Here is a 24,111-nt window from a genome sequence, read left to right as displayed (position 1 = left end):
TATATTTTGTTATAAGACACTAAACTCCGGGCTTTGTCACAAAATATATTGATAATTAAATATTATTTTCAAGGGTAAAATACTATTAAAATTCTCAATTAATTTTGAGTGAATTATAGAACTATAAATTTAATGGATTCTATTAAATTAACGTAAAATATTTAGTTAAAGTTAATATAGTCAATGGCTTATTGCTACTAATACTATTATTTTCTTGGATGAAACTTGTTTAAAACCTCGCTTAAATGAGAGCGATCAACATGCATGTATATTTCAGTAGTTGTAATGCTTTCATGGCCAAGCATCATTTGAATGGCTCTTAAGTCTGCACCATTTTCTAATAAATGAGTCGCGAAAGAATGTCTAAAGGTGTGTGGAGATACGTTTTTATTCAATCCTGTTTTTTCTACTAATTGTTTTATAATCGTAAAAATCATAGCTCTTGTGAGTTTTCCTCCTTTGTAATTTAAAAATAGAATGTCTTTAGAATGAGGTTGAACTTCAATATGGTTTCTAATAGCAATCCAAATATTTATGAATTTTTGAGTGTTCAGACCTATTGGGACAAAACGTTGTTTGTCTCCTTTACCAGTAACTTTTATAAAACCTTCTTCAAAAAATATGTCCGATATTTTTAACTCAATTAATTCGCTAACGCGCAAACCACAACTATATAAGGTTTCAATAATTGCTCTATTGCGTTCACCGAGATTAACACCGTTATATTGGTAACTTAAATCGATGGCATTAATTAAGTTATCTATATCTGAAATAGATAATGTATCTGGTAGTTTTCTTCCAATTTTTGGAGATTCAATTAAATCTAAAGGATTATGAGCTCTATAGTTTTCAAAAATGAGATAGTCAAAAAAATTTCGAAGTCCAGAGATTAAACGGGCTTGTGACCTAGGATTAATAGATTTTGAAACAGAATAAATGAAATCTTTAACAGAATTGGTGTCGATAGTAATAGGCGACATGTTAATGTTGTGATCATCAATATATAAGATGAGCTTTTTAATGTCGTAACTATAGTTTGCTATCGAGTTTTTAGACAATCCACGTTCTATACGAAGGTAGTGTGCGTAATCTGTTAATGCTTGCTCCCATTTCATGGTTAAAAATAGTGATTTTAGCGTTTAAATAGGGGTAAAAGGACGATGTAATTTATCCTGTTTTCGAGCTTAATTGTTAATAAGTGTAATTTTAAATAGCTGTAAATAAGAGTGTTATTTTTAAATGTTAAAAAAAATGTTAATAACTATGCAGTAAAATTTTCATAAGAGAAAAAAAAGGCTTTAGTTTGTAGTAATCAATTTAAACTTATATTATTATGAAAAAATTATTTTTATGTGCTGCTTTGGCAGTATGCTCATTTGCTAGTGTGGATGCGCAAGAAGTATCTTTTGGAGTAACTGCTGGTTTTTTAAGTGGAGACGCAAAAGTTGAATATGGAGGGGAAGAGATTTCTTACTCTGATTCTGGTTTCTATTTTGGTGGAGTTGCTGATATAGGTATTTCTGAAGAATTCCACATTCAACCAGAATTACTGTATGCGACTATTGATGGTTCAAGTGCATTAATGTTACCAATTATGGCAAAGTATTATGTTGCTGAAGGTTTTAATATTCAAGCAGGTCCTCAATTTGTTTTTTCACTAGAAGAAACAGGAGATGATTATTCATCAATTGAAATAGATTTAGGAATTGGAGTTGGGTATGATATTAACGAAAATTTCTTTATTGAAGCAAGATACGCATTGCAATTAAATAATTCATATACAGGTGATGAAGATTTGACTGCTAAGGCTAATTATATTAATGTTGGTGTCGGATATAATTTCTAGATAGACCACATATATAAGTAATATTTTAAAGAGAGGCAATTCGCCTCTCTTTTTTTGTTCAATAGATTTAAATCTTTGAATTATTAGTATATCAACAGTTTAAATTCAATATGATTCTTGGTTTTAATTTCGACTTATTTTTTGATGTTTTAGAAATCAGATGTTTAGATTGTTTTGGTGTTATAAGGTTTGTTTTTACCGATGAAATGCCTATAATTTTAACAATTATAGGGTTTGTACTATAAAACTAAAGTCTACTTTTGCCGACCAATTTAATTATCAATTTAAACATTTATTATGAAAAAATTATTATTTACAGCTGCAGTTGCAGTATTAGGATTTACAAGTGTAAATGCACAAGAAGAAGTTAAAACTTATAGTTTTGGTGAAGGTGATATCTTTCTTGAAGGTATGGTTGGTTTTAACAGTTCAAATGACAAAAACACAGAGGTAAAAGAAAACAGTTTTGAGGTTAGCCCAAAATTAGGGTATTTCATGAGTGAAGATTTAGCTATTGGTGGTGAATTATCATTTATCTCTTCTAAGGAAGAAACTGCAGGAACTGATACAGCAGACCAGTCTACTTTTGGTGTTGGTGTATTTGCACGTTACTACTTTTTAGATTTAGGTGAGCGTTTTAAGACTTATACTGAATTTGGTGTTGGTTATGCTAGCCAAGAGGATAAATTAAATGATTTCAAAGTAAATGGTTTCGGAGCTGGTTTAGACTTAGGTATTAACTATTTCGTAACTGAAAACATCGCTTTATCTTTTGGTTTAAAAAACGTCGTATCTTTTGCAAGCGCTAAGGCTGATGTTGATGGAGCAGAAGCTGTTTCAGAATTTAACTTAGGTTTTGGTGATGTTGCTAACCCATTTGGTGGTAACGCTGCTTTTGGTATCTTATTCAAATTATAAGACTCAAAACAACAAATCAATATAATTAAAACCGAAGCTAGCGCTTCGGTTTTTTTATGCCGTTTTTTTAGGATTATAAAAACTAATTCAAAATGATCCACGTCATTAATCCTATTGTTTAATAGCTATAATTTTGTATCAACGAATTTGGCAGAAAGCCCAAAACTTAAATATTAAAAAATTATATATCATGAAAAAATTAATGTTAATGGCTGCACTCGCAGTTTTCGGATTCACAAATGTAAATGCTCAAGACGATACTTCAGGTGGACAAACATCGGAAGGTAAATGGTTAATTGAGGCAAATACAGGTAATCAAATGTTAGGAACGACAGGGCTTTATTTCTCATCGAGTGATGGTAGTTCTAGCTACAATATCGGTTTAGATGGTGGCTATTTTATTATGGATGATCTTGCTATTAAAGCAGGGTTAGGTTATGGCGGCTATAGTCCCGATGAAGGTGATTCTACAAGTGCATTTTCTTACCGTTTAGGGGCAAAGTACTACTTTAATAGTATGATTCCTGTAACAGTAGATTTAACAGGTGCTTCAGGTGATGGAGCTGAAAATTATGCAGGCGAAACACCATTATGGTTAGGTGTTGGTGCCGGTTATGCATGGTTTATTAGCGATAATGTTTCTATTGAACCAGGTTTAAGATACAATGTCTCTTTAAACGAAGATTATACCGATGAAGGTGTGCTGCAATTCAATGTTGGTTTTGCTTTACATTTCTAGCACTTACGACATTTTAAAAATAAAAAAAGCCGAAGTATTTCCTTCGGTTTTTTTATGCGCATAATTTAATATATTTACAGTATGAAGGAACTTATCATTATTAACGGTCCAAATTTGAATCTCTTAGGCAAGCGCGAAACCAATATTTACGGTAATTTAACGTTTATGGAATTTTTTGATACTGTAGTGCAAAAATATCCTAATGTAAAGCTAGAACATTTTCAATCTAATATAGAAGGAGAGCTTATTGATAAAATTCAGGAAGTTGGTTTTTCGTATGACGGTATTATTCTAAATGCCGCTGCTTACACACATACCTCTGTCGGAATTGGTGATGCTGTTAAAGCCATTACAACTCCGGTTGTAGAAGTGCATATTTCTAATACATTTTCAAGAGAAAAATTTCGACATAAATCGTTTATATCTCCAAATGCTAAAGGAGTGATTTTGGGCTTTGGCTTACAGAGTTATGAGTTGGCAATTGAGAGTTTTATTTCAAGCTAAAAGCCCATCTTAACACTGTCAAAAACAAGGGAATCCTACGGTTAAGAAGACTCACTGTAAATAATAAAGCCGTTTTATATGAAAAATTTTATTCGAATAGCCTTAATTTTAGTTACTATTTCTGGCTCGTTTAATGTACAGGCTCAAGCAGATTTTGGTTTAAAAGGAGGAGTCAATTTAACTTTTTTTAATGTTGAAGAAGCTAATTTTGGCGAGAGTTCAGATGTGCAATTAGGGTTTTATGCAGGTTGCTTTGCTGATTTTGAAATAGAGAACGATTTTCATTTACAACCCGAATTACTTTATATAAGACTAGGGGATTTCAAATTTTTAAATGCACCAGTTTATTTAAAGTACCATATTAACACTAATTTTAATATTCTTGTAGGACCAAGTATTAATTATTTCTTCGATTTTAATACTGCTAAATTGAAGGTAAGGGCAGATTTAGCATTTGCTTATAATCTAACTTCAGATTTAGATGTACACATGAAATACACCATCGGATTTGAAGAAATTACTCCAAACGGTTTGTTTTTAGGTGTAGGTTACAAATTATAAATCAGACACGTTTTTTACATAAGAGTCAACCTTTTTAGCAATTGCGTTGACAAAACTATTCAACTTTTCCGATTGTTTTTTGACTAAAAACAGAAACCTGTTAAACTGCTGTTAAGCCTTATTGTTACTAGGTTTTTGGCTGTTAGATTTGTGGCTTTAACCCAAATATAACAATGATAATTATGAAAAAATTAATAGTTTTTACAGGAGTATTTTTATTAGCATTAACATCAGTTTCTGCACAATCAGATTCAAAATTAATTCAATTAGGAGCAAAGGGAGGTGTCAATTTTTCTAAGATAACAGGAGATGATTTTGATGACGTAGATTCAAGAACAAGTTTCAATGTAGGTTTGGTTGCCGAAATTCCATTATCCGAAAGAATATCTTTTCAGCCAGAAGTTTTTTATTCTGGACAAGGATTTGATATTTCAGAAATAGATCAGGATAATGTTTTTGACACTGATCAAAATATAGAATATCAATTAGATTACATTCAAGTCCCGTTATTATTTAAAGCGTACTTAGTAGAAGGTTTAAGTGTTGAAGCTGGTCCACAATTTGGATTTAAAATCCACGAAGAATTTGATTCAGAACCAAACTCGGATGGTGGAGATTTAGAAATTGATGAAGACGATTCTTACGTTAAGGATTTTGACACAAGTTTAGCTATAGGGACGTCGTATAAGTTTGATAGTGGCTTCTTTGTAAGTGCACGTTACACTATGGGATTAACGAGTATTTTTAAGGATGATACACTTTTTGAAGACGTTGATGGTAAAAATGAAGTTGTACAAGTTGGTTTAGGATTTATGTTCTAATCTAACCCTCTTAATTTATAGCATAAAAAAAGTTCCAGATAATTCTGGAACTTTTTTATTTTAAACTATGTATTGTATAGTTTATAAATGAATAACTTCATCATAAGCAGCTGCAACAGCTTCCATAACCGCTTCACTCATGGTTGGGTGTGGATGCACTGTTTTTAAAACTTCATGTCCTGTAGTTTCTAACTTACGACCTAAAACAGCTTCGGCAATCATATCGGTAACACCAGCACCAATCATATGGCAGCCTAACCATTCACCGTATTTAGCATCAAAAATCACCTTTACAAAACCGTCTTTATTTCCACCTGCACTTGCTTTGCCAGACGCTGAGAAAGGGAATTTACCAATCTTCACATCTAAACCTTGGGCTTTAGCTTGCGCTTCAGTTAACCCAACACTTGCAATTTCTGGTGAGCAATACGTACAACCAGGGATATTACCATAGTCTAAAGCTTCTACATGTTTACCAGCAATTTTTTCTACACAAAGAATACCTTCAGCAGAAGCAACGTGAGCTAAAGCTTGTCCTGGAGTCACATCTCCAATAGCATAATAGCCAGGAATGTTAGTTTGGTAGAAATCGTTAACTAAGATTTTATCTCTATCAACAGCAATTCCAACATCTTCTAATCCTATATTTTCAATATTAGATTTAATACCAACCGCAGATAATACGATATCGGCTTCTAATACTTCTTCCCCTTTTTTAGTTTTTACAGTAGCTTTAACTCCAGTTCCAGACGTATCAACAGAAGTGACTTCTGCAGAGGTCATAATTTTAATGCCAGATTTTTTAAAGCTACGCTCTAGTTGTTTAGAGACTTCGTCATCTTCAACAGGAACAATTTTATCCAAATATTCTACTATAGTGACTTCAGTACCTATAGAATTATAGAAATAAGCAAACTCAACACCAATTGCACCAGAACCTACAACAATCATCTTTTTTGGTTGTTTTTCTAAGGTCATGGCTTGTCTGTAACCAATTACTTTTTTACCATCTTGTGGTAAGCTTGGTAACTCGCGAGAGCGTGCTCCAGTTGCAATTATAATATGATCCGCAGAATATATGGTACCATCAACGTCAACTTTCTTTCCAGATTTTAGAGTTCCAAAACCTTCAATAACGTCAATTTTATTCTTTTTCATTAAGAATTTTACACCATTACTCATACCTTCAGCAACACCACGACTACGTTTTACAACGGCCTCAAAATCGTGCTCTGCACCAGACACTTTAAGTCCGTAATCTTCAGCATGTTTAAGGTACTCAAATACTTGAGCAGATTTTAAAAGGGCTTTTGTTGGAATACAACCCCAATTTAAGCATACACCACCAAGGCTTTCTTTTTCTACAACGGCAGTTTTAAATCCTAATTGTGATGCTCTAATTGCAGTTACGTAGCCACCTGGACCACTTCCTAATACTATTATATCGTATTTACTCATGAGAAAGTTTTTTTATTGAATTTTTGATGTTACAAAAATAACAAATTCCAAAAAGAAAATGCCAAAATACAGCGCGTTTAAATTGCTATATATGATTTCTAAGTTGATTTATTAAATTTAGATCTTGTTATTTTGGGATTTTAATTAAAGGTCATCCGTAAAATGCTTACGACTTTTATCTTGTAGGAATTTATCTTGGTTATAAGCTTTAGATTGATCTTTAGCAATTGATAACGTCTCCCATTGGTCGCCTTTTATTAATTTTCCAATAAATACGATTTGACCAACATGATATGCGTAATGCATCATTTGTCTATTAATAGCTTCAGTCACTGAATGACCTTCATTTCTTATGTAGATAGTTGTTTCTAAATCGGATACTTTCAAAGGAGTAATAGCTTCAAACAAACAATTCCAACCTTGGCTCCAAGCCTCTAATAATTCAATCTTAGAATTAAAACTATCCACAAATTCTTCATCACGAAGTCTCCATTCTTTTTCGCCATCTTCGGTTAAAAAATGGGTCCATCGGCTCAGCATATTTCCAACAAGATGTTTTACTATAATAGCAATAGAATTTGAATCTGTTACAAATTCTTTTTTTAATTCATCAAAAGATAATTGAGCCATGGTTTTGTCTCCAAGAGCTTTGTAGTATTCAAATTGTTTTATGGTGCTTGTGATGTAACTGTTCAAAACATAGAGGTTTAATAATGGATTTTAGATGTTAAAAACTAAATATGAGTTATTAGATACCACGTAAGAATGTTTTCAATAAAATGAATGTCCTATAAAAGTGTAAGTTTTATATCCATTTTAAGACTCTTTAGTTAACTAAATTCTAGTTTTACCAATTTACTATATATAAATGAATTCTTAATGAAAAATTATATAATTGTCCTCTTCGTCGTTTTACTGTCTAGCTGTAAAAATGAAAATTCTACGACCCACAAAACCAATCTAGAAACGAATTCGAAAACCTTAACCGCAAATGATATTATTGATAAATCTATTGCTATCTCTGGTGGTGAACGTTTTGAGCAATCGAGCTTAAAGTTTGAATTTAGGGATACCTATTACCAAGCATTACGTAAAAATCACGAGTTTCTCTTAGTTAGGGTTATAGTGAATGATAAGGATTCTATTTTTGATATGTTGAGTAATGTGGGCTTTGAACGCTATCATAATGAAGCGTTTGTAAAACTTGAAGATTCTATCGCAGACGTCTATTCGGCATCAGTAAATTCAGTCCATTATTTTTCGGTTTTACCATATGGACTAAATGATGAGGCGGTTAACAAAACGCTTTTGGAAAGTGAGCAAATTAAGAATAAAGATTATTACAAAATTAAAGTCACTTTTGATGAGCTGGGTGGAGGTGAAGACCATGAAGATGAATTTGTGTATTGGATAAATAAAGACACCTTTAAAGTTGACTATTTAGCCTATTCATATGAGGAAGTTTCTGGATTAGGTATGCGGTTTAGAGAGGCTTATAACGAACGTTATGTAAATGGATTGCGTTTTGTAGACTACAATAATTATAAAACTGAAAATAATTCAATTCCATTAGAGAGTCTTGGAAAAGCTTTTGAGGATAATCAGTTACAATTACTTTCTAAAATTGAACTTGAAAATATTAAGGTCGATTTAGTTAACAACTAATGACTCAGCCGTTTTTCCACTTTTTGATACCGTAATTATATAAAGACCACCATTGTTATCGTCGGCCATATCGTCGTACTTTTCTTCGCCTAATAAACGATTTGCGAATTTTGGAGTGGTATTACTATGCCCAACAATTAATACGGTCTTGCCTTTAGTTTTTTCTTTAAAAGCTGCAATGTCTAAATCTGAAGGATTATATAATTGAATTTCTACGTTGTTCTGTTTTGCTGTAGGTAAGGCAGTTTGTTTTGTTCTATTGTAATCTGTAGAATAAACCGCATCAAATTTTATATCTTTAAAATGTTTGGCCCAATTTTCAGCACGCTTGAGACCGGCATCAATAAGATCTGGATTGTGATTAGATGGATCCGTTCTGTTTTTCTCGGCATGTCTAATTAAATAATATGTAGAAACGACTTCTTTCTTTTCAGTTTTCTCATTACAAGAAGAAAATGTAACTATTGAAATAAGAGCGATTAGAATTAATTTTTTCATAGCAAAAACAAATAAGTTGATGCTAAGGTAAGATTTCTAGACTAAAGACAGATCTTTAGAAATCATAATTCAGGTAAACGCTTATTACTTATGCTAATTCTAACGCAATTTCTATCATGTTTTTAAATGTGGTTTCACGTTCTTTGCTTGTTGTGCTTTCGCCTGTAACTAAAGAATCGGAAATGGTTAAAATTGCGAGCGCATTAACATTGTGTTTGGCTGCAACAGTATAAAGTCCGGCAGCTTCCATCTCCACACAAAGCACCCCAAATTTGGACCATTTTACATAGGCTTCTTTACTGTCTTCGTAGAAAATATCAGAGGATAAAACATTACCAGCTTTGATCTCAATATTTTTAGTACGCGCGGCTTCTACTGCTTTTAAAAATAATCCTGAATCTGCTGTGGGAGCATAATTTGCACCACCAAATCGTAGCTCATTAACACCGGAATTAGATGAGGCAGCCATCGCTAAAACAACATCTCTCAGTTTAACATCCTTTTGATAAGAACCTGCACTGCCAACCCTAATAAGATTTTTTACGTCATATTCGGTGATAAGTTCGTTAGCATAAATTGAAATGCTTGGCACTCCCATACCAGTTCCCATTACAGAAACGCGTTTACCTTGATATGTACCAGTGTAGCCAAGCATTCCTCTGACTTCATTAAAGCACTGAGGATTTTCAAAAAATGTTTCAGCAATCCATTTGGCTCTTAATGGATCTCCAGGTAATAATATTGTTTCTGCGATTTCGCCTTTCTTGGCTCCGATGTGTACACTCATAACACAAAGTTAAGCAAAGTGTTTTAATTAATAGTCAGCATTTGACACGAGATTATTCATCATGGCTACTCCAGATGATGCCCCAATTCTATCAACACCTATGTCAATATATTTTTGAGCTGTTTCTGCATCTCTAATACCGCCTGAAGCTTTAATCTGTAGCTTATCTCTAACTGTTTTTCTCATTATTTTAACCGCTGTAAGCGTTGCGCCACTTTTTGAGAAACCTGTTGATGTTTTTACAAAATCGGCTTTCGCGTCAATGCAAATCTCACAAGCTTTAACGATTTCATTTTTTGAAAGCTCACTGATTTCTAGAATCACTTTAAGTGGTATAATGCCAATTGCTTGCTTCACTTTACTGATGTCTTTAAGAACAGCTAGGTAATTTTTGCTTTTTAGACGGCCAATATTCATGACCATGTCAATTTCTGTAGCTCCTTGATCAATGGCTGTTTTAGCTTCAAATATTTTAGCTTCTGTAGACATGGCTCCTAATGGAAAACCAACGACAGTACAGATTTTTACTTCAGATCTACCTAAAGCTTGTTTGGCTAAAGAAATATAACTACTGTTTACGCAAACAGAATAAAAATTATATTTTAAAGCTTCTTCGCAAAGTTGTAGAATGTCTGCTTCTGTAGCAGAGGCACTTAATAAAGTGTGGTCGATGTATCTGTTTAAATTCATTTTTTTTATATAAGTAGGGTTATAACATAAAATGGCTATAGTAATTATCTACAAGTAGAGGGATTACTGATAAGAATTAAATATCGTAAAAGTTTTGTTGGAATTAAATAGCTCGACAAAATTAATCATTTATCCGATAAAAGGAGCGCTAAAAAAAAGATTTTATTATGCATTTCATCGAATAATTGTTAATAACTCTGAAACTATTTCATTTTAAGGATTGTAGAAATCCGAATTTTCTGGATTTTTTTGTGAGAAATTACTTCTTTTAGAAAAAAGTATAAAAAGGAAGAGCAACACTCCTTTCAAGCGCTTGAAATTTGTGTTGCTCTTTACCAACCAATCATTATAAAGACTTTATAAAATCTAGTTTGTTACACTAAAATTACATTGTCTCAGCAACTAAATCGCCTTGATTTCTGAAAACTAACTGTCCATCAAATTCATCTAACAATATAATACTATCCGTACTTACACGCCCCGCTAATATTTCTTTACTCAACTGATTTAAAACCTCTTTTTGTATCACACGTTTTACGGGTCTTGCACCATATTCTGGATTATAACCTTTGTCGGCTAAATAGCTTACGGCTTCTGGCGTCGCATCAAATGTAATACCTTGTTTTGCTATCATTTTAGTGATGCTTTTAAGTTGTAAACCTACAATATCAATAATGTTTTCTTTAGATAATGGAGTAAACATTATGGTATCATCAATACGGTTTAAAAACTCAGGTCTTACCGTTTGTTTTAACAATGCTAAAACATCCACTTTTGCCGCTTCAATTGCTGAAGGAATATCTTTTGTAGCTTCAAAACGTTCTTGTATAATCTGACTTCCCATATTAGAGGTCATTATTATAATGGTGTTTTTAAAATCAGCAACACGTCCTTTATTATCTGTTAATCGGCCTTCATCTAATACTTGTAATAAGATATTAAATGTGTCGGGATGCGCTTTTTCAATTTCATCTAATAAGACTACAGAATAAGGTTTTCGTCGCACTGCTTCTGTTAACTGTCCACCTTCATCATAACCAACGTATCCAGGAGGTGCACCAACTAAACGACTTACTGCGTGGCGTTCTTGGTATTCACTCATATCTATACGTGTCATGGCATTTTCATCATTAAACAAGTATTCTGCCAATGCCTTTGCCAATTCTGTTTTACCAACGCCAGTTGTTCCTAAGAATAAGAAAGTTCCAACTGGTTTACTAGGGTTTTGTAACCCAGCTCTAGAGCGTCTTACAGCGTCACTAACTGCTTCAATTGCTTCTTCTTGTCCAACGACACGTTTATGTAATTCGTCTTCAAGTTTGAGTAATTTTTCACGATCACTCTGCAGCATTTTGGTTACCGGAATTCCAGTCCACTTCGCAATAACTTCTGCAATATCCTCATAAGTCACTTCCTCTTTAATTAAGGATGTTTCGTTTTGTTCCGCTAATTCTTTTTGAAATTTTTCAAGTTGCTCGGTAGCTTCCTTAATTTTTCCATATCGAATTTCGGCTACTTTACCATAATCACCATCACGCTCGGCACGTTCAGCCTCCAATTTATAGTTTTCAATTTCTTGTTTTATATTTTGAACATTATCCACCACCTCTTTTTCAGACATCCACTTCGCGTTTAGCTCGTTTCGTTCCTCCTTAAGATTGGCTAATTCTGATTTTAAACTTTTTAGTTTAGTTTCATCTTTTTCACGCTTAATGGCTTCATGTTCTATTTCAAGCTGCATAATTTTACGATCTAAAACATCTAATTCTTCAGGTTTCGAATTGATTTCCATTCGTAATTTAGAAGCTGCCTCATCCATTAAATCAATGGCTTTATCTGGTAAAAATCGATTCGTAATATAACGTTGAGATAATTCTACAGCACCAATAATAGCTTCATCTTTAATCTGAACTTTATGGTGGGCTTCATATTTTTCTTTAATACCACGTAGAATAGAAATAGCGCTTTCAGTATCTGGTTCATCTACTTTTACCATTTGAAAACGACGTTCTAAAGCTTTGTCTTTCTCAAAGTATTTTTGATACTCATCTATAGTAGTTGCACCAATAGCTCTCAATTCTCCACGCGCTAAGGCAGGTTTTAAAATGTTTGCAGCATCCATGGCGCCTTGTCCACCACCAGCACCAACTAAGGTGTGAATCTCGTCAATGAATAAAACGATGTCTCCATCACTTTCAGTCACCTCTTTAATAACCGCTTTTAGTCGCTCTTCAAATTCTCCTTTATATTTTGCACCAGCAATTAAAGCCCCCATGTCTAAGGCAAAAATCTGTTTGTCCTTAAGGTTTTCTGGAATATCCCCATCAATGATTCTATGCGCTAATCCTTCGGCAATAGCAGTTTTACCTGTTCCTGGTTCACCTACTAAAATCGGATTGTTTTTGGTTCTACGCGATAAAATTTGAAGTATTCTTCGAATTTCTTCATCCCGTCCAATAACCGGGTCTAATTTGCCATCCTGAGCTAACTGATTTAAATTTTTAGCATATTTACTCAGAGAGTTGTACGTTTCTTCTTGACTCTGTGACGTCACGCGATCCCCTTTTCTTAGCTCTTCAATAGCTGCATTTAAACCTTTTTCAGTAACCCCTTGATCTTTTAAGATTTGAGCAATTTTGCTTTTAGATTTAAAAATAGCTAATATTAAATGTTCAATAGACACGAAGTCATCATTCATTTTTTTAGCAATGATCGAGGCTTCATTTAGTGTTTTACTAGCCTCACGTGAAAGCATAAGGTCTCCACCGGAAACTTTGGAAAAACTCTCAAGTTCTTTGTCTAAAATTTGTTGAAGTATTGACACATTAACATTCAACTTCTTAAGTAAGAATGGTAATACATTTTCATCAACATTAAATAAAGCTTTAAAAATGTGCTCGTTTTCTATTTGCTGATGACCAAAACCTTGAGCGAGCTGTTGCGCTTGCTGTATGGCTTCTTGTGATTTAATGGTATAGTTGTTAAAATTCATCTTATATTATTTTTGCTGTTAATTGGAAACTTCTATTAGCTCTAATCAACCTTGTTTTATTGTTGTGTTTGACTATCTTTAGACAATTATCTTACCAATTTAATAATGTAAGAATTAAACGACAAAATGTCTGTTTTAGTGATTTTATAAATGACGTTTTGTCTTATGTAAGATTACGAATTTGTTTCGACTTAAAGAATGACCTTGGTCAGTTTAGGGTTCTGGGTATAGGTTAACTAAATTGCTAGAACTGACGATAGACCATTTAAAAAAGAATTATGTTTAAAAAATTATTCGGTTCTTCAGAACCTAAGGAAGAAAAAATATTGCCTTGGCAACCATTAAGCGATGTATCTCAATTAACTACTATTGAAGAGAAATCTAAGACTAAAACACAAATTATATTTAAGCACTCAACACGTTGCGGTATTAGTAGTATGGTGATGAAACAATTTGTATCGGCATACGATTTAGAACTAAATGCTGATTTGTATTATTTAGACTTATTGAGTTATAGAGACGTTTCTAATGAGGTTGGTCACAAATTTCAGGTGATGCATCAATCTCCTCAGCTTTTAGTTATTAAAAATGGAGTGGTGGTGACACATGCGAGTCATGGTGAGATTAATGAAATTGATTTGGTTCAATTTGTTTAGATTGATATAGCACCTTTAGCTATAGTTATTTGATTACTGTTATATACGTTAGAATCTAAATCGCATTTTACCAATGTCTTTATTACAGACTATTTTAAATACCTTAGTTTTTTTAGTTTATATAGGTAACATTCAAGAATACAAAACCCTCAAAATCTTTGTGACTTTGAGGGATTAGGTTTTTTTTAAAATCTGTTATCAGTATTTAATTATAATCTTTTTATTAAATGTAGCTGTTTCTGTTTCAGCTTTAATAATATAATTACCTTCAGAAATATGTTTCACCGGAATTTTAATCTCGTTAGACATGGGGAGGTTCGTAGCATTCCATGAAGCTACAGTTTGACCACCGACGTTAATTAAGTACAATTGCTTAACCTTAGCAGAAGGAGGTGTCTTCACATAGATTTCATTAGTATCGTGTAAATATCTAACCATGACATCTTTAAACTCTTCTTCAATACTAGAAAGTGTACTGTCTTCTTCAAATGCTAAGTAGAATCTATCATTATAAGTCCCAGCTCCTAAATTCATTTGGAAATTAACCTCATTAAATCTGGTATACGTCCCTTCTACAGCATCAAAAATATAGACATCTATAGCCTCGTCGAAGTTTTCAAGTTCAGTGAGTCCGATTTCAATATTGCCTTGCTCACCAATAACCATATCTAAAGGATAGACTTTAGTCTCATCAAATTCACCTACACCTTGAATGACATAGTTTTTACCTTCGATAAGGAAGGATAGGTCGCTTGGGAATGTTTCCGTGTTTAAGGCGTCATAGCCATAATCAAATAAATCTGTGGCATCATTGTTTGGAGTGAAAGCCAATAATAAAGGTCTTATAGCACCTTCGGGTGAACTAAATTTCAATCGGATACGTTGGATTAAATTCTCATCACCATTTTCTACGCTTATATTTAAATCTGATGAATCATTGGTAGATCTTAGAAATAAAGATTCAAGACCTTCTTTTTTAAATGAACGTTGACTATTTTTAAATATAACAATGTTGCTGTTTTGGCCAGCGGCAGCGTTTACAAAGAAACCTTGTCCTACGGGAATATATCTTTTTGGTATTGCTAAAATAGCATCACCAACAACTCCAATACCAGGGGGAGCTACAGCTCCTAGACCACCAGATAAATTGTAAGTTGCATAACCACCTTGATAATCTGCAAAAATATGAGTGTTATTTGTTGATGCCTGCTTCCAAAAATAGAGAGCACCATCAATACTGCCAGTTGTTCCGATATTAGCAGTAGGCACAACACTATTAGGAATGTTATCTTTAATAAATTCATTAGCATCAATAGCTGATGGGTATGGATTACCTACTAATGTTTGATTAAGAATAGGGGCATTATCCGTAACAGTTGTAGTGATTTCACCATTATTCGGCATTCCTCTGAAAGTGTAATTATGGTTTCCTGAAGCATTTCCGGGGCCAGGACCTTTCATTGTAAATCCTAAAGCTGCACTAATGACGCCTGTTTCTCCTTCTAATTCCCAATCAGACATATCATCTTCTTGACCTTCAGAAAAGGAATAAATCCAACGACGTGTAATTGATACTGGGTTTCCTGGTGCACCATCATGTCCATTTATCCAAATAACTTTTTGGTTTCCGTCGTAAAGAATATCTTCTAAAGTATATGTTCTAGCATTAAATGCTCCAGCAGAACTCACAGGGCTGCCCCAATAATTATAATTAAATGTATTGGCTGTACCCTTTTGGTCGCGTTCCATATGGCCGCTACTGTTTGTGTAATCTATATATGCATTTTCATCTTGTAAGAGTTGCGATTCTCCTTCTAAATCTAGTACACCATCACTTTTTAAGTATTTGTTTACAGTTAATAACTGATTATTATTAATAGTATAGGTGTTGGCATCAACCGATAAACCAAGAAGTGTTGTTTCTCTATTTTCAGAAGTGATGTTATGTTGGATTCTAACAATGTTCCAATCTATGCCACCTGTATTTGGTAACATTTGAACATCGTGATTTAGCCATGTTTCTGGCGTGTCCCAATATCCGCTTGCTGCACTTGTATACGGTAAAGGTGCAGTTTCAGCTTGACTTGTCGTCATGTTTAGTAAACGTCCATTGGTACCAACGTCTGCATTTAAATATCCAGCGCTAATATCTGATGTACCTTGGTTCATTTGGTAGTAAGCATCCAAATCAGACCAACTTAAGTTTGTAGGAACTTGATTGCCTGTCACACTTCCAATTACACCACCATCGTTTTCAATTTCTTGGTTCATCATTGTTCTAATTTGATCTACTGTCAATGCTTTATTCCAAATACGGATTTCATCCATCCAACCATTATAGTAGTTTGTTGGAGTGCTTGTTGCTTGTGCCATAGCGCCTAAAAGCATGTCAGAACTGTTTCCTGCAGGACTAGCAGCTGAAATAGCATCTTTTTCAATGCCATCTACATAAAGCGTATATGTTCCGTCATAGGTAACAGCGATATGATACCAACGGTTTGCTGTCATTCCACTTGCTGAAACACTTGTACTATTATTGGTGTTAAATGAGATTGTTCCATCTACTAAACGTAAATCATAGCCATCTGTTAAGCTACTAGCATCTCTTTTAGATAGAATAGTTTGAATAGTCCCATTAATAGCATTTGGTTTTACCCAAATTTCAATACTAAAATTTCCTGAGACATCATAGGAATCACCGAAATTAACACTGCTCTCACTACTAGCATCGAAATCTATGAATTCACCACAAGATAGGAAGTTAACATTAAATGTAGTAATAGATTGTGCACAAGGCCCAGCGTTATTTAGTGTCCAGGTAATTGTGTAGCTTGCACCGCTTTCACCGGTAAAAGTCGCATTTGGGTCTAAGGGGTCAGAGAAGCTAAAAGCATTTCCCGAAGGAATAGAGACTGCAGACCAAGTCCCTGATTCATTACCTTCCAACTGAATAGTTGTGTCGTTACAATCTACAATAGTTGATAAATCAGCAGAAGCATCAGCATCAATAAATGGAATCACCGTTTTTTCAACTGTATTACTAATTTCAGAACACGCAACACCGTTTTGTGTTGAGGTTGTTATCAACTGATAAAAAGTTGTGTTAGATAGTATTGGTGGATCGTATGTAGTACTAGTTGCTAAATTTATATTTGTCCAAGGACCAGAAGCACTCGGAGCACTTTGCCATTGGTAGGATAAAGTTCCATTTCCAGTCGCAGGTGTTGTTACTGTAAATGCAGTAGGATCATCTGTACTACAGACTATTTGATTACCTGCAATAGTTGAAGGTGAAATATCATTTACAAATACAACTAAAAAGTTTGATTCGGATTCACAACTAACACCATTAATAGTTGCTGTTACAACGCGTTGATAATAGGTAGTGGTTGTTATGCCTCCTGGTACATTATAGGTTGCGCTCGTAGCACCTCCAATATTAGTCCATGGTCCAGCACCAGATGTGGTACTACTTTGCCATTGGTAGGTTAAACCTGTACCTGTGGCAGGTGTCAATATTGTAAACGGATCTGGATCTCCACCAGAACAAACCGTTCTATTCCCAGAAATTGTACCGGCAGTAACACTATTAGCTATGACGGTTATGGCATTAATACTTGTGGCTTCGCATGCCACTCCGTTTAAAGTAGAAATTACTATTCTTTGGTAATAGGATGTTGTCATCAAACCAGCAGGTGCGTTGTAAGTAGCTCCATTAGCACTTGCAATATCTGTCCAAGGACCTGAAGTACCAGTAGTACTTATTTGCCATTGGTAAGATAATGAACCACTACCAGTTGCTGGTGTGATTACCGTAAACGCGTCTGGATTATCTCCACAAATGACTTGGTCGTTTCCAATTTCACCACCAGTGACTTTGTTTACTGTTACAATTATACAATTACTTGCTGCTGTACAATCTGCAACGTTGAGTGTTGATGTTCCTAAACGACGGAAATATGTGGTATCTGTTAAACCTGGTGGTGGATTATAAGTGGCACCCGTAGCGCCAGAAATATCTCCCCATGAACCACCACAGCCCGTTATGTTGCTTTGCCATTGGTAGCTAATAGTACCACCTCCAGTAGCAGGTAATGTATTTCCTAATACAGTCGGGTCTCCACCATCACAAATGGTTTGGTCTCCAGAAATAGTACCTCCATCAATATCATTAATTAGGACTTGTATTGGTGTTGTGTTAACGGACTCACAATTTACACCATTAACGGTAGAGGTTACAACACGTTGAAACCATGTGGTTTGTGTTAAGGCAGGTGAGTTATAAGTTGTAGATATTGCACCAGTAATATCTGTCCAAGGGCCAGTTGCACTTGTTGTGCTGTTCTGCCATTGGTAAGATAAATTTAAACCAGTGGCAGCTGTTGTTTGTGTAAAAGCAACTGGGTCACCACCAGAACATAAGGTTTGGTTTGTACCAACAACGCCAGGGTTAACTTTTGGTGCCACAGCAATAACAAATGTTATTTCATCACCAATACATCCGTTAGATGTAGGAGTAATAGTATAAGTGACATTTCGTGTTACACTGGTATTATTTACCAAGTTATTTACAATTGTATAACTGTTGGAAGGTGTGCTTATGTTACCTGAGTTACCACTAGAAGGGCCAGAAACATTGCCTGTGTTATTTCTAGTCCATGAGAACTGCATATTGGCATCTGTAATATTTCCGTTGACTTCAATATCAGCGCTAGTGTCACTACAAATAGTCGTAAAAGGTGCAGATGCTGTGGCTACAGGTGTTGGTCTTATGGTTACATTAATATATTGAGGTGAAATACTACAGATAAAATCACTATCATCTGGATTATTTCCCGCGTAGTTATAAACTGCGGGCGTAATTTCTAGAACGGTCGTAACCGTTGCATTAGTATTATTCTGAGTAGTTAATGGCCCTATAGTTCCTGTTGAGTTTCTAAGGAGATTAAAAAAGTAACGCCCTCCTGTAGTGCCTATAGGTCCACCAGTACTTGGTAAAATATAATCACTATCTGCAGCCCAACTGTAACGTACGGCTGAGCTACTAGCATGGGCAGACGTTAGGGAAGGAGAGAAGGAGCCTCCAGGACATAATGCACCGCTCAAATCATCATCCGTATTAAAATCAAAACCTCCATCAGATATTACTTGTATGAATACAGGTTCACTATATACAGTTCCACAAGCATCAGTAATTTTGACTCTATAATAGTAGTTGTCAGCGTTCCAAGAAAATATAGGGATGCTAGGTGGTTGATAAGTACTATTAGTTGCGCCTGCTATATCACTCCATCCTATTATTCCGTCATCACTTCGTTGCCATTGGTAACTATAGCTACCAGAACCACCTACAGATGCTAAATTATCAATTTTTAATATAGTTGGATTGGCTCCTAAGCAGACAGACTGGCTATCAGATATTACTGGATCAATCAAAGGGGCATAAACAGTTACCGTAGCTGTTGTAGTTGTACTACAGCCATTTGCTGTAGCAGTAATAGTAAATGTAGTCGTTTGTGTGCTAGTTGTTCCATTTAATAATGTACCACTTATTGTAGAACTTGTACCACTTGCTGCTACACCCGTTATATTAGTTGTGTTATTTCTAGTCCACGAATACGTTGTTCCTGAAACATTATTACTAGTGCTTAATACAATATTGGTAATTGCTGTATCATCACAAATCGTTTGTGAAGTTGGTGTAGCTACTATTTTTGGTGTTGGCTTTACTATGACTTCAGATGTGGTTGTTGAACTACATCCGTTGACAGTGGCTGTAATTGTAAATATGGCAGTTTGATTAACGTTGGTATTATTTACAAACGTGCCGTTAATTGGTGAGCCAGACCCACTATTTGGAAAACCAGTTAGATTTGTTGTGTTGTTTCTTGTCCAAGTATATATAGTTCCTGATACATTATTAGGGTTTGTAATTGCAATCGGACTTATGGCGTCACCATCACAAACGGTTTGTGATGCTATTGATGCAGAAACGGTTGGGGTAGGATTAACAGTTACTGTAGCTGTGGTTGTTGCTGAAGCACAACCATTAGCGTAGGCAGTTATCGTAAATGTCGTCGTTTGAGGAGTGTTTGTTGTATTGGTTAAGGTGCCTGAAATAGCTGTTCCTAAAGCAATACTTGTGCCACTACTCGGCATTCCGGCAGTATTGGTTAGATTATCTCTATTCCAACTATAAGTTATGGTTCCTGCAACATTATTAGGATTACTAATCGCGATATCAGTTATGGCATCACCTGAACAAATATTTTGAGTGCTAGGTGTGGCTAATACAGTAGGAGTAGGATCAACAGTTACAGTAATAGTAATAGGATCTGATGTACACCCATTTTGAGACGTACCTATTACTGAGAACGTAGTTGTTTGTGCAACATTAGTGCTATTTGATAAAGTTCCTGTTATTGACGATCCAGAGCCATTAGCAGTCATACCTGTAACATTGCCTGTGTTACTTCTAATCCAATCGTAATCTATTGTTCCAGAAACGCCACTAGTTTCAGAAAAATTTATCGTAGTTATTGCTTCTCCTGGACAAATGGTTTGACTAATTGGTGTTGCACTTACAATTGGTTTTGGATGTACTGTCACAACAACTACAAAAGTAGAAGCGGAGCAGCCACCCGTTGTCGCTGTGACATTATAAGATGCTGTTTGGGTTGAACCCGTCGTGTTAACAAGTGTTTGATTAAAGTTGGCTTGTCCACTTTCAACAGTTGCACCTGTAAGACCTCCTGAAATACTTGGTAAACCCCAAGAATAAGTGGTTCCAACAGGAACTGTATTGCCTCCTCCATTTGCAGGCGATACTATTGCCAAACCTTCACTACAAGCGGTTGTTGTATAGTTAATAGCAATATAAGGTGTTATATTTATTGTTATAGGAAGTGTAGAAATAGATCCAACACCACAAGCATTAGAGCCTTGAACGGTTATACTTCCAGAAGCTGCTGTTACACTATAGTTTACAATAATACTATTTGTATTTGCTCCACTAGCAATTGTTGCTCCTGTTGGTAATGTCCAAATATAATCTGTTGCATTAGTAATAGCAGGCACGGTATAAGTAACACCATTTTGACCTTGACAAACTTCGATAGGACCTGTAATAGTTCCTGCGGAATCTGGCAATGGGTTTACGGTTACGGTTACAGATGCACACGATGTAGTATTACAATCCCCAGAATATCTAACAAAGTATTCAGTAGTTGTTGTTGGAGAAACCGTAATACTATTTCCTGTACCTTCAGAAGTACCAACGCAAGAACCAGAAAACCATTCTGCAGTTGCTCCAGTGCCAGCAATGCCACCATCTAATGTTAAGGTGGTAGATTGAGTTTCACATATAGTTGAGGTTCCTAAAATACTTGTTGGTTTTACAGATGGGATATTTACGGCGATATCAAAATTAGCTGATACCACACCTGAGCCACAAGAATTAGTTCCTACTACGGTAATAACTCCTGATGCAGCTACTGCTGAAAAGTCAACGGTAATGGATTCTGTATTACTTCCTGATACTATTGAGGCACCTGTAGGTAATGTCCATGTATAATCAGTAGCGTTCGCAATTGCTGGTATAGAAAAAGAAACACCTGTATCACCTTGACACACAATTGCTGAACCTGTAATTGTTCCTGCTGTGTCAGGTAAAGGATTAACCGTTACCGCGAAATCGGAAATTGTACCGTTACCACAAGAATTTGTGCCTTGTACACTGACATCACCAGAGGCTGCCGATAATCCAAAATCTATTTCAATACTATTTGTTCCAGCTCCATTAACTATAGTCGCTCCAGTTGGGACTGACCATGTATAGCTTGTTGCATTAGTAATTGCAGGTACGGAGTAAGATACATTATTTTCACCTTGACAGACTGTACTAGTACCTGTAATAGTTCCTGCTGCGAGTGGTAAAGGATTTACTGTTACTGTTACAGAAGCACACGATGTTGTATTACATATACTTTCATATCTCACGTAATATGTGGTGTCTGTTGTTGGTGAAACCGTAATGCTATTTCCTGACCCAACAGATGTACCACCACACGAATCCGTGTACCATTCTATATTAGCAGCTGTACCAACAGTCCCTCCATTTGCAAAAAGTTCTGTAGATGTTCCTTCGCAAATGTTTGATGTTCCTGTGATGCTTGTAGGTGCCATAGACAGGTTATTTACTGTTACCGAAAAATTTGAGTCAGCACCATCACCACATGCATTTGTTCCAAAGACACTTATTGTTCCAGAAGTTGCAGTTGGTGAAAAATCTACAGTAATACTCTCTGTATTAGCGCCAGAAACAATTGTTGCTCCAGCTGGTAACGTCCATGTATAGCCTGTTGCATTAGAAATTGTAGGTATAGAAAATGAAATACCTGTTTCTCCTTGACATACAGTAGCTGTACCTGTGATGCTTCCTGCGTTATTTGGTAAATTATTTACAGCGACGGGAAAACTAGAAGTTGCTCCATTTCCACATGAATTACTGCCGTAAACTGATACATTTCCAGAAACGGCTGATGCCGAAAAATTAACAGTAATACTATTTGTCCCATTACCAGATGCTATGGTAGCACCTATTGGTAACGACCACGTGTAATTTGTAGCATTTGTGATTGTTGGCACAGAAAAAGCAATGCCTGTTTCTCCTTGACAAACCGGAGATGTACCTGTGATTGTACCTGCAGCTGTGACAGGATTTTCTACTGTAACTGTATATGATATACAACCTGTAGTATTACAGGTGCCATTTCGTCTCGCAAAATAAGTAGTCGTTGAAGGTGGGCTAACATTAAATGTATTCCCAGTATGAAGAACGGTACCTCCGCATGATCCTGAAAACCATTGAATAGAGGAGCCAGTTCCTGCTTTGCCACCACTAGCTGTTAATGTTGTAGAACTCCCTGAACAAATAAGATCTGTTCCAGATATAGCACTAGGTGCCGTAGATGATGAATTGATTATTATATTATTTGCGCTGTTGGCAGTTCCTGCACTTGTTGTTACGGTAATTGCGCCAGTAGTTGCAACTGGTACAACAGCTGTAATTTGATTAGCACTATCTACGGTATAAGATGTGGCATTAACGCCATTAAATCTAACCGCAGTTGCACCAGAAAAATTGGTTCCTGTAATGGTTATAGAATCTCCCGGACAAACAGTTGTTGGATTAAAGTTTGCTATCGTTGGTGTTGGGTTGGTATAACGTAAATACACATTATCTATGGCAGCAGGAGGTTGACTACCTGCGCTATTATCATTTCTCCATTCAAAAACTAACCTGAATGTGGTATTGGCATATGTGTTAGGAATGGTAATATTCGTTTCATTGGTCCATGTATCCTGATCGTAATAATCGTCTTCACCAATTTGCACTCTTCCCCCAAAAGCAGTAATTTGACTGTTATAATTTGGTGTATAAGAAGTAGGTACCAACCATACTCTCATAGCATCATAAACAGTTCCCCTCCATACTTCGCCTTCACTAATCCACCTAAAATCTAATAATATATTAGTAGCACCAGCTGGAATTGTGACATTTCTATAAAGATGAGTTATTCTGGTTCTATTGGTTCTGTACGAATGATCATATGGTGCTCTATTATCGTATGATACGTATGCAGATCTATTACCTGTAAATCCTGGTTCTGCATCAGGTTCACATACCCATCTTGTATTATTGTTATTAGTTGTTGCACTCCAGCCATTGCTAGCAAATGTAGTTCCTGATTCAAAACCACCTTCAGCATTCGGGTTAATGACGGTGGTCTGTGCAAAAGAAAAAGTAGAAATTAATAATAGAAATACTAATGGAGCAACAAAAGTTAAAAACCTAAAGTAATGATTTATCATAACAGTAATATTTAATGTTTAAAAAAACAAAACATTATTAGGGAGTAATGTTTAGCTCGTTAATTTTATATAGTGAACTAAAAATTTTATTACATGTAGGGAT

At 35.2% G+C, this 24,111-nt stretch carries 16 protein-coding genes; 8 read left to right on the top strand and 8 right to left on the bottom strand.

The window, feature by feature from the left end; genetic code table 11:
* Positions 1-206: 206 nt before the first annotated feature.
* Positions 207-1,115, bottom strand: coding sequence for a site-specific tyrosine recombinase/integron integrase (gene xerA, locus KO515_RS03275; protein ID WP_215934957.1), 909 nt, complete (start codon positions 1,113-1,115; stop codon positions 207-209).
* Positions 1,116-1,333: 218 nt separating this feature from the next.
* Between xerA and KO515_RS03270 the strand changes: the two genes are divergently transcribed.
* The 6 genes from KO515_RS03270 (at position 1,334) to KO515_RS03245 (ending at position 5,389) form a co-directional block, all read left to right on the top strand.
* Positions 1,334-1,846 (top strand): porin family protein, encoded by a 513-nt coding sequence (locus KO515_RS03270; RefSeq protein WP_215934956.1) that lies wholly within the window; start codon positions 1,334-1,336, stop codon positions 1,844-1,846.
* Between the two features lie 297 nt (positions 1,847-2,143).
* Positions 2,144-2,764 (top strand): outer membrane beta-barrel protein, encoded by a 621-nt coding sequence (locus KO515_RS03265; protein WP_215934955.1) that lies wholly within the window; start codon positions 2,144-2,146, stop codon positions 2,762-2,764.
* Between the two features lie 190 nt (positions 2,765-2,954).
* Positions 2,955-3,503 (top strand): outer membrane beta-barrel protein, encoded by a 549-nt coding sequence (locus KO515_RS03260; protein ID WP_215934954.1) that lies wholly within the window; start codon positions 2,955-2,957, stop codon positions 3,501-3,503.
* A gap of 81 nt (positions 3,504-3,584) precedes the next feature.
* Positions 3,585-4,007: a type II 3-dehydroquinate dehydratase gene (gene aroQ, locus KO515_RS03255; protein ID WP_215934953.1), complete on the top strand. Its 423-nt coding sequence runs from the start codon at positions 3,585-3,587 to the stop codon at positions 4,005-4,007.
* A gap of 78 nt (positions 4,008-4,085) precedes the next feature.
* On the top strand, positions 4,086-4,568 hold the full coding sequence (locus KO515_RS03250; protein WP_215934952.1) for an outer membrane beta-barrel protein: 483 nt from the start codon (positions 4,086-4,088) through the stop codon (positions 4,566-4,568).
* Positions 4,569-4,750: 182 nt separating this feature from the next.
* Entirely contained in the window at positions 4,751-5,389 is a 639-nt protein-coding gene (locus KO515_RS03245) for a porin family protein (RefSeq protein WP_215934951.1), read from the top strand.
* A gap of 81 nt (positions 5,390-5,470) precedes the next feature.
* Here the strand turns inward: KO515_RS03245 and lpdA are convergent, their stop codons facing one another.
* Positions 5,471-6,847, bottom strand: coding sequence for a dihydrolipoyl dehydrogenase (lpdA, locus tag KO515_RS03240; protein WP_215934950.1), 1,377 nt, complete (start codon positions 6,845-6,847; stop codon positions 5,471-5,473).
* 144 nt (positions 6,848-6,991) lie between these two features.
* Entirely contained in the window at positions 6,992-7,543 is a 552-nt protein-coding gene (locus tag KO515_RS03235; RefSeq protein WP_215934949.1) for a DUF1572 family protein, read from the bottom strand.
* Between the two features lie 183 nt (positions 7,544-7,726).
* Here KO515_RS03235 and KO515_RS03230 point away from each other — a divergent pair, with 183 nt between their 5' ends.
* Complete coding sequence (locus tag KO515_RS03230) at positions 7,727-8,512, top strand: DUF6503 family protein (protein WP_215934948.1); 786 nt, start codon at positions 7,727-7,729, stop codon at positions 8,510-8,512.
* Here the strand turns inward: KO515_RS03230 and KO515_RS03225 are convergent.
* From KO515_RS03225 to clpB, 4 genes are all read right to left on the bottom strand, one after another.
* The gene (locus KO515_RS03225; RefSeq protein WP_215934947.1) at positions 8,498-9,010 is read right to left on the bottom strand and encodes a SixA phosphatase family protein; all 513 of its coding nucleotides are present in this window, start codon (positions 9,008-9,010) and stop codon (positions 8,498-8,500) included. The two genes, KO515_RS03230 and KO515_RS03225, sit on opposite strands and share 15 nt — an antisense overlap.
* Positions 9,011-9,098: 88 nt before the next feature.
* On the bottom strand, positions 9,099-9,797 hold the full coding sequence (gene deoD, locus KO515_RS03220) for a purine-nucleoside phosphorylase (protein ID WP_215934946.1): 699 nt from the start codon (positions 9,795-9,797) through the stop codon (positions 9,099-9,101).
* A gap of 27 nt (positions 9,798-9,824) precedes the next feature.
* Positions 9,825-10,487, bottom strand: coding sequence for a deoxyribose-phosphate aldolase (gene deoC, locus KO515_RS03215; RefSeq protein ID WP_215934945.1), 663 nt, complete (start codon positions 10,485-10,487; stop codon positions 9,825-9,827).
* A gap of 385 nt (positions 10,488-10,872) precedes the next feature.
* Positions 10,873-13,479 carry an ATP-dependent chaperone ClpB gene (gene clpB / locus KO515_RS03210; RefSeq protein WP_215934944.1) on the bottom strand — a complete coding sequence of 869 codons (2,607 nt, stop codon included), beginning with the start codon at positions 13,477-13,479 and terminating at the stop codon, positions 10,873-10,875.
* A gap of 278 nt (positions 13,480-13,757) precedes the next feature.
* Here clpB and ytxJ point away from each other — a divergent pair, with 278 nt between their 5' ends.
* Positions 13,758-14,135, top strand: coding sequence for a bacillithiol system redox-active protein YtxJ (ytxJ, locus tag KO515_RS03205; protein ID WP_215934943.1), 378 nt, complete (start codon positions 13,758-13,760; stop codon positions 14,133-14,135).
* 198 nt (positions 14,136-14,333) lie between these two features.
* Here the strand turns inward: ytxJ and KO515_RS03200 are convergent, their stop codons facing one another.
* Positions 14,334-24,008 (bottom strand): PKD-like domain-containing protein, encoded by a 9,675-nt coding sequence (locus KO515_RS03200; RefSeq protein ID WP_215934942.1) that lies wholly within the window; start codon positions 24,006-24,008, stop codon positions 14,334-14,336.
* Between the last annotated feature and the right edge of the window lie 103 nt (positions 24,009-24,111).

It is taken from the genome of Winogradskyella psychrotolerans, from assembly GCF_018860545.1.
Classification (GTDB): domain Bacteria; phylum Bacteroidota; class Bacteroidia; order Flavobacteriales; family Flavobacteriaceae; genus Winogradskyella; species Winogradskyella psychrotolerans_A.
This window is presented reverse-complemented; position numbering and strand designations above follow the sequence as displayed.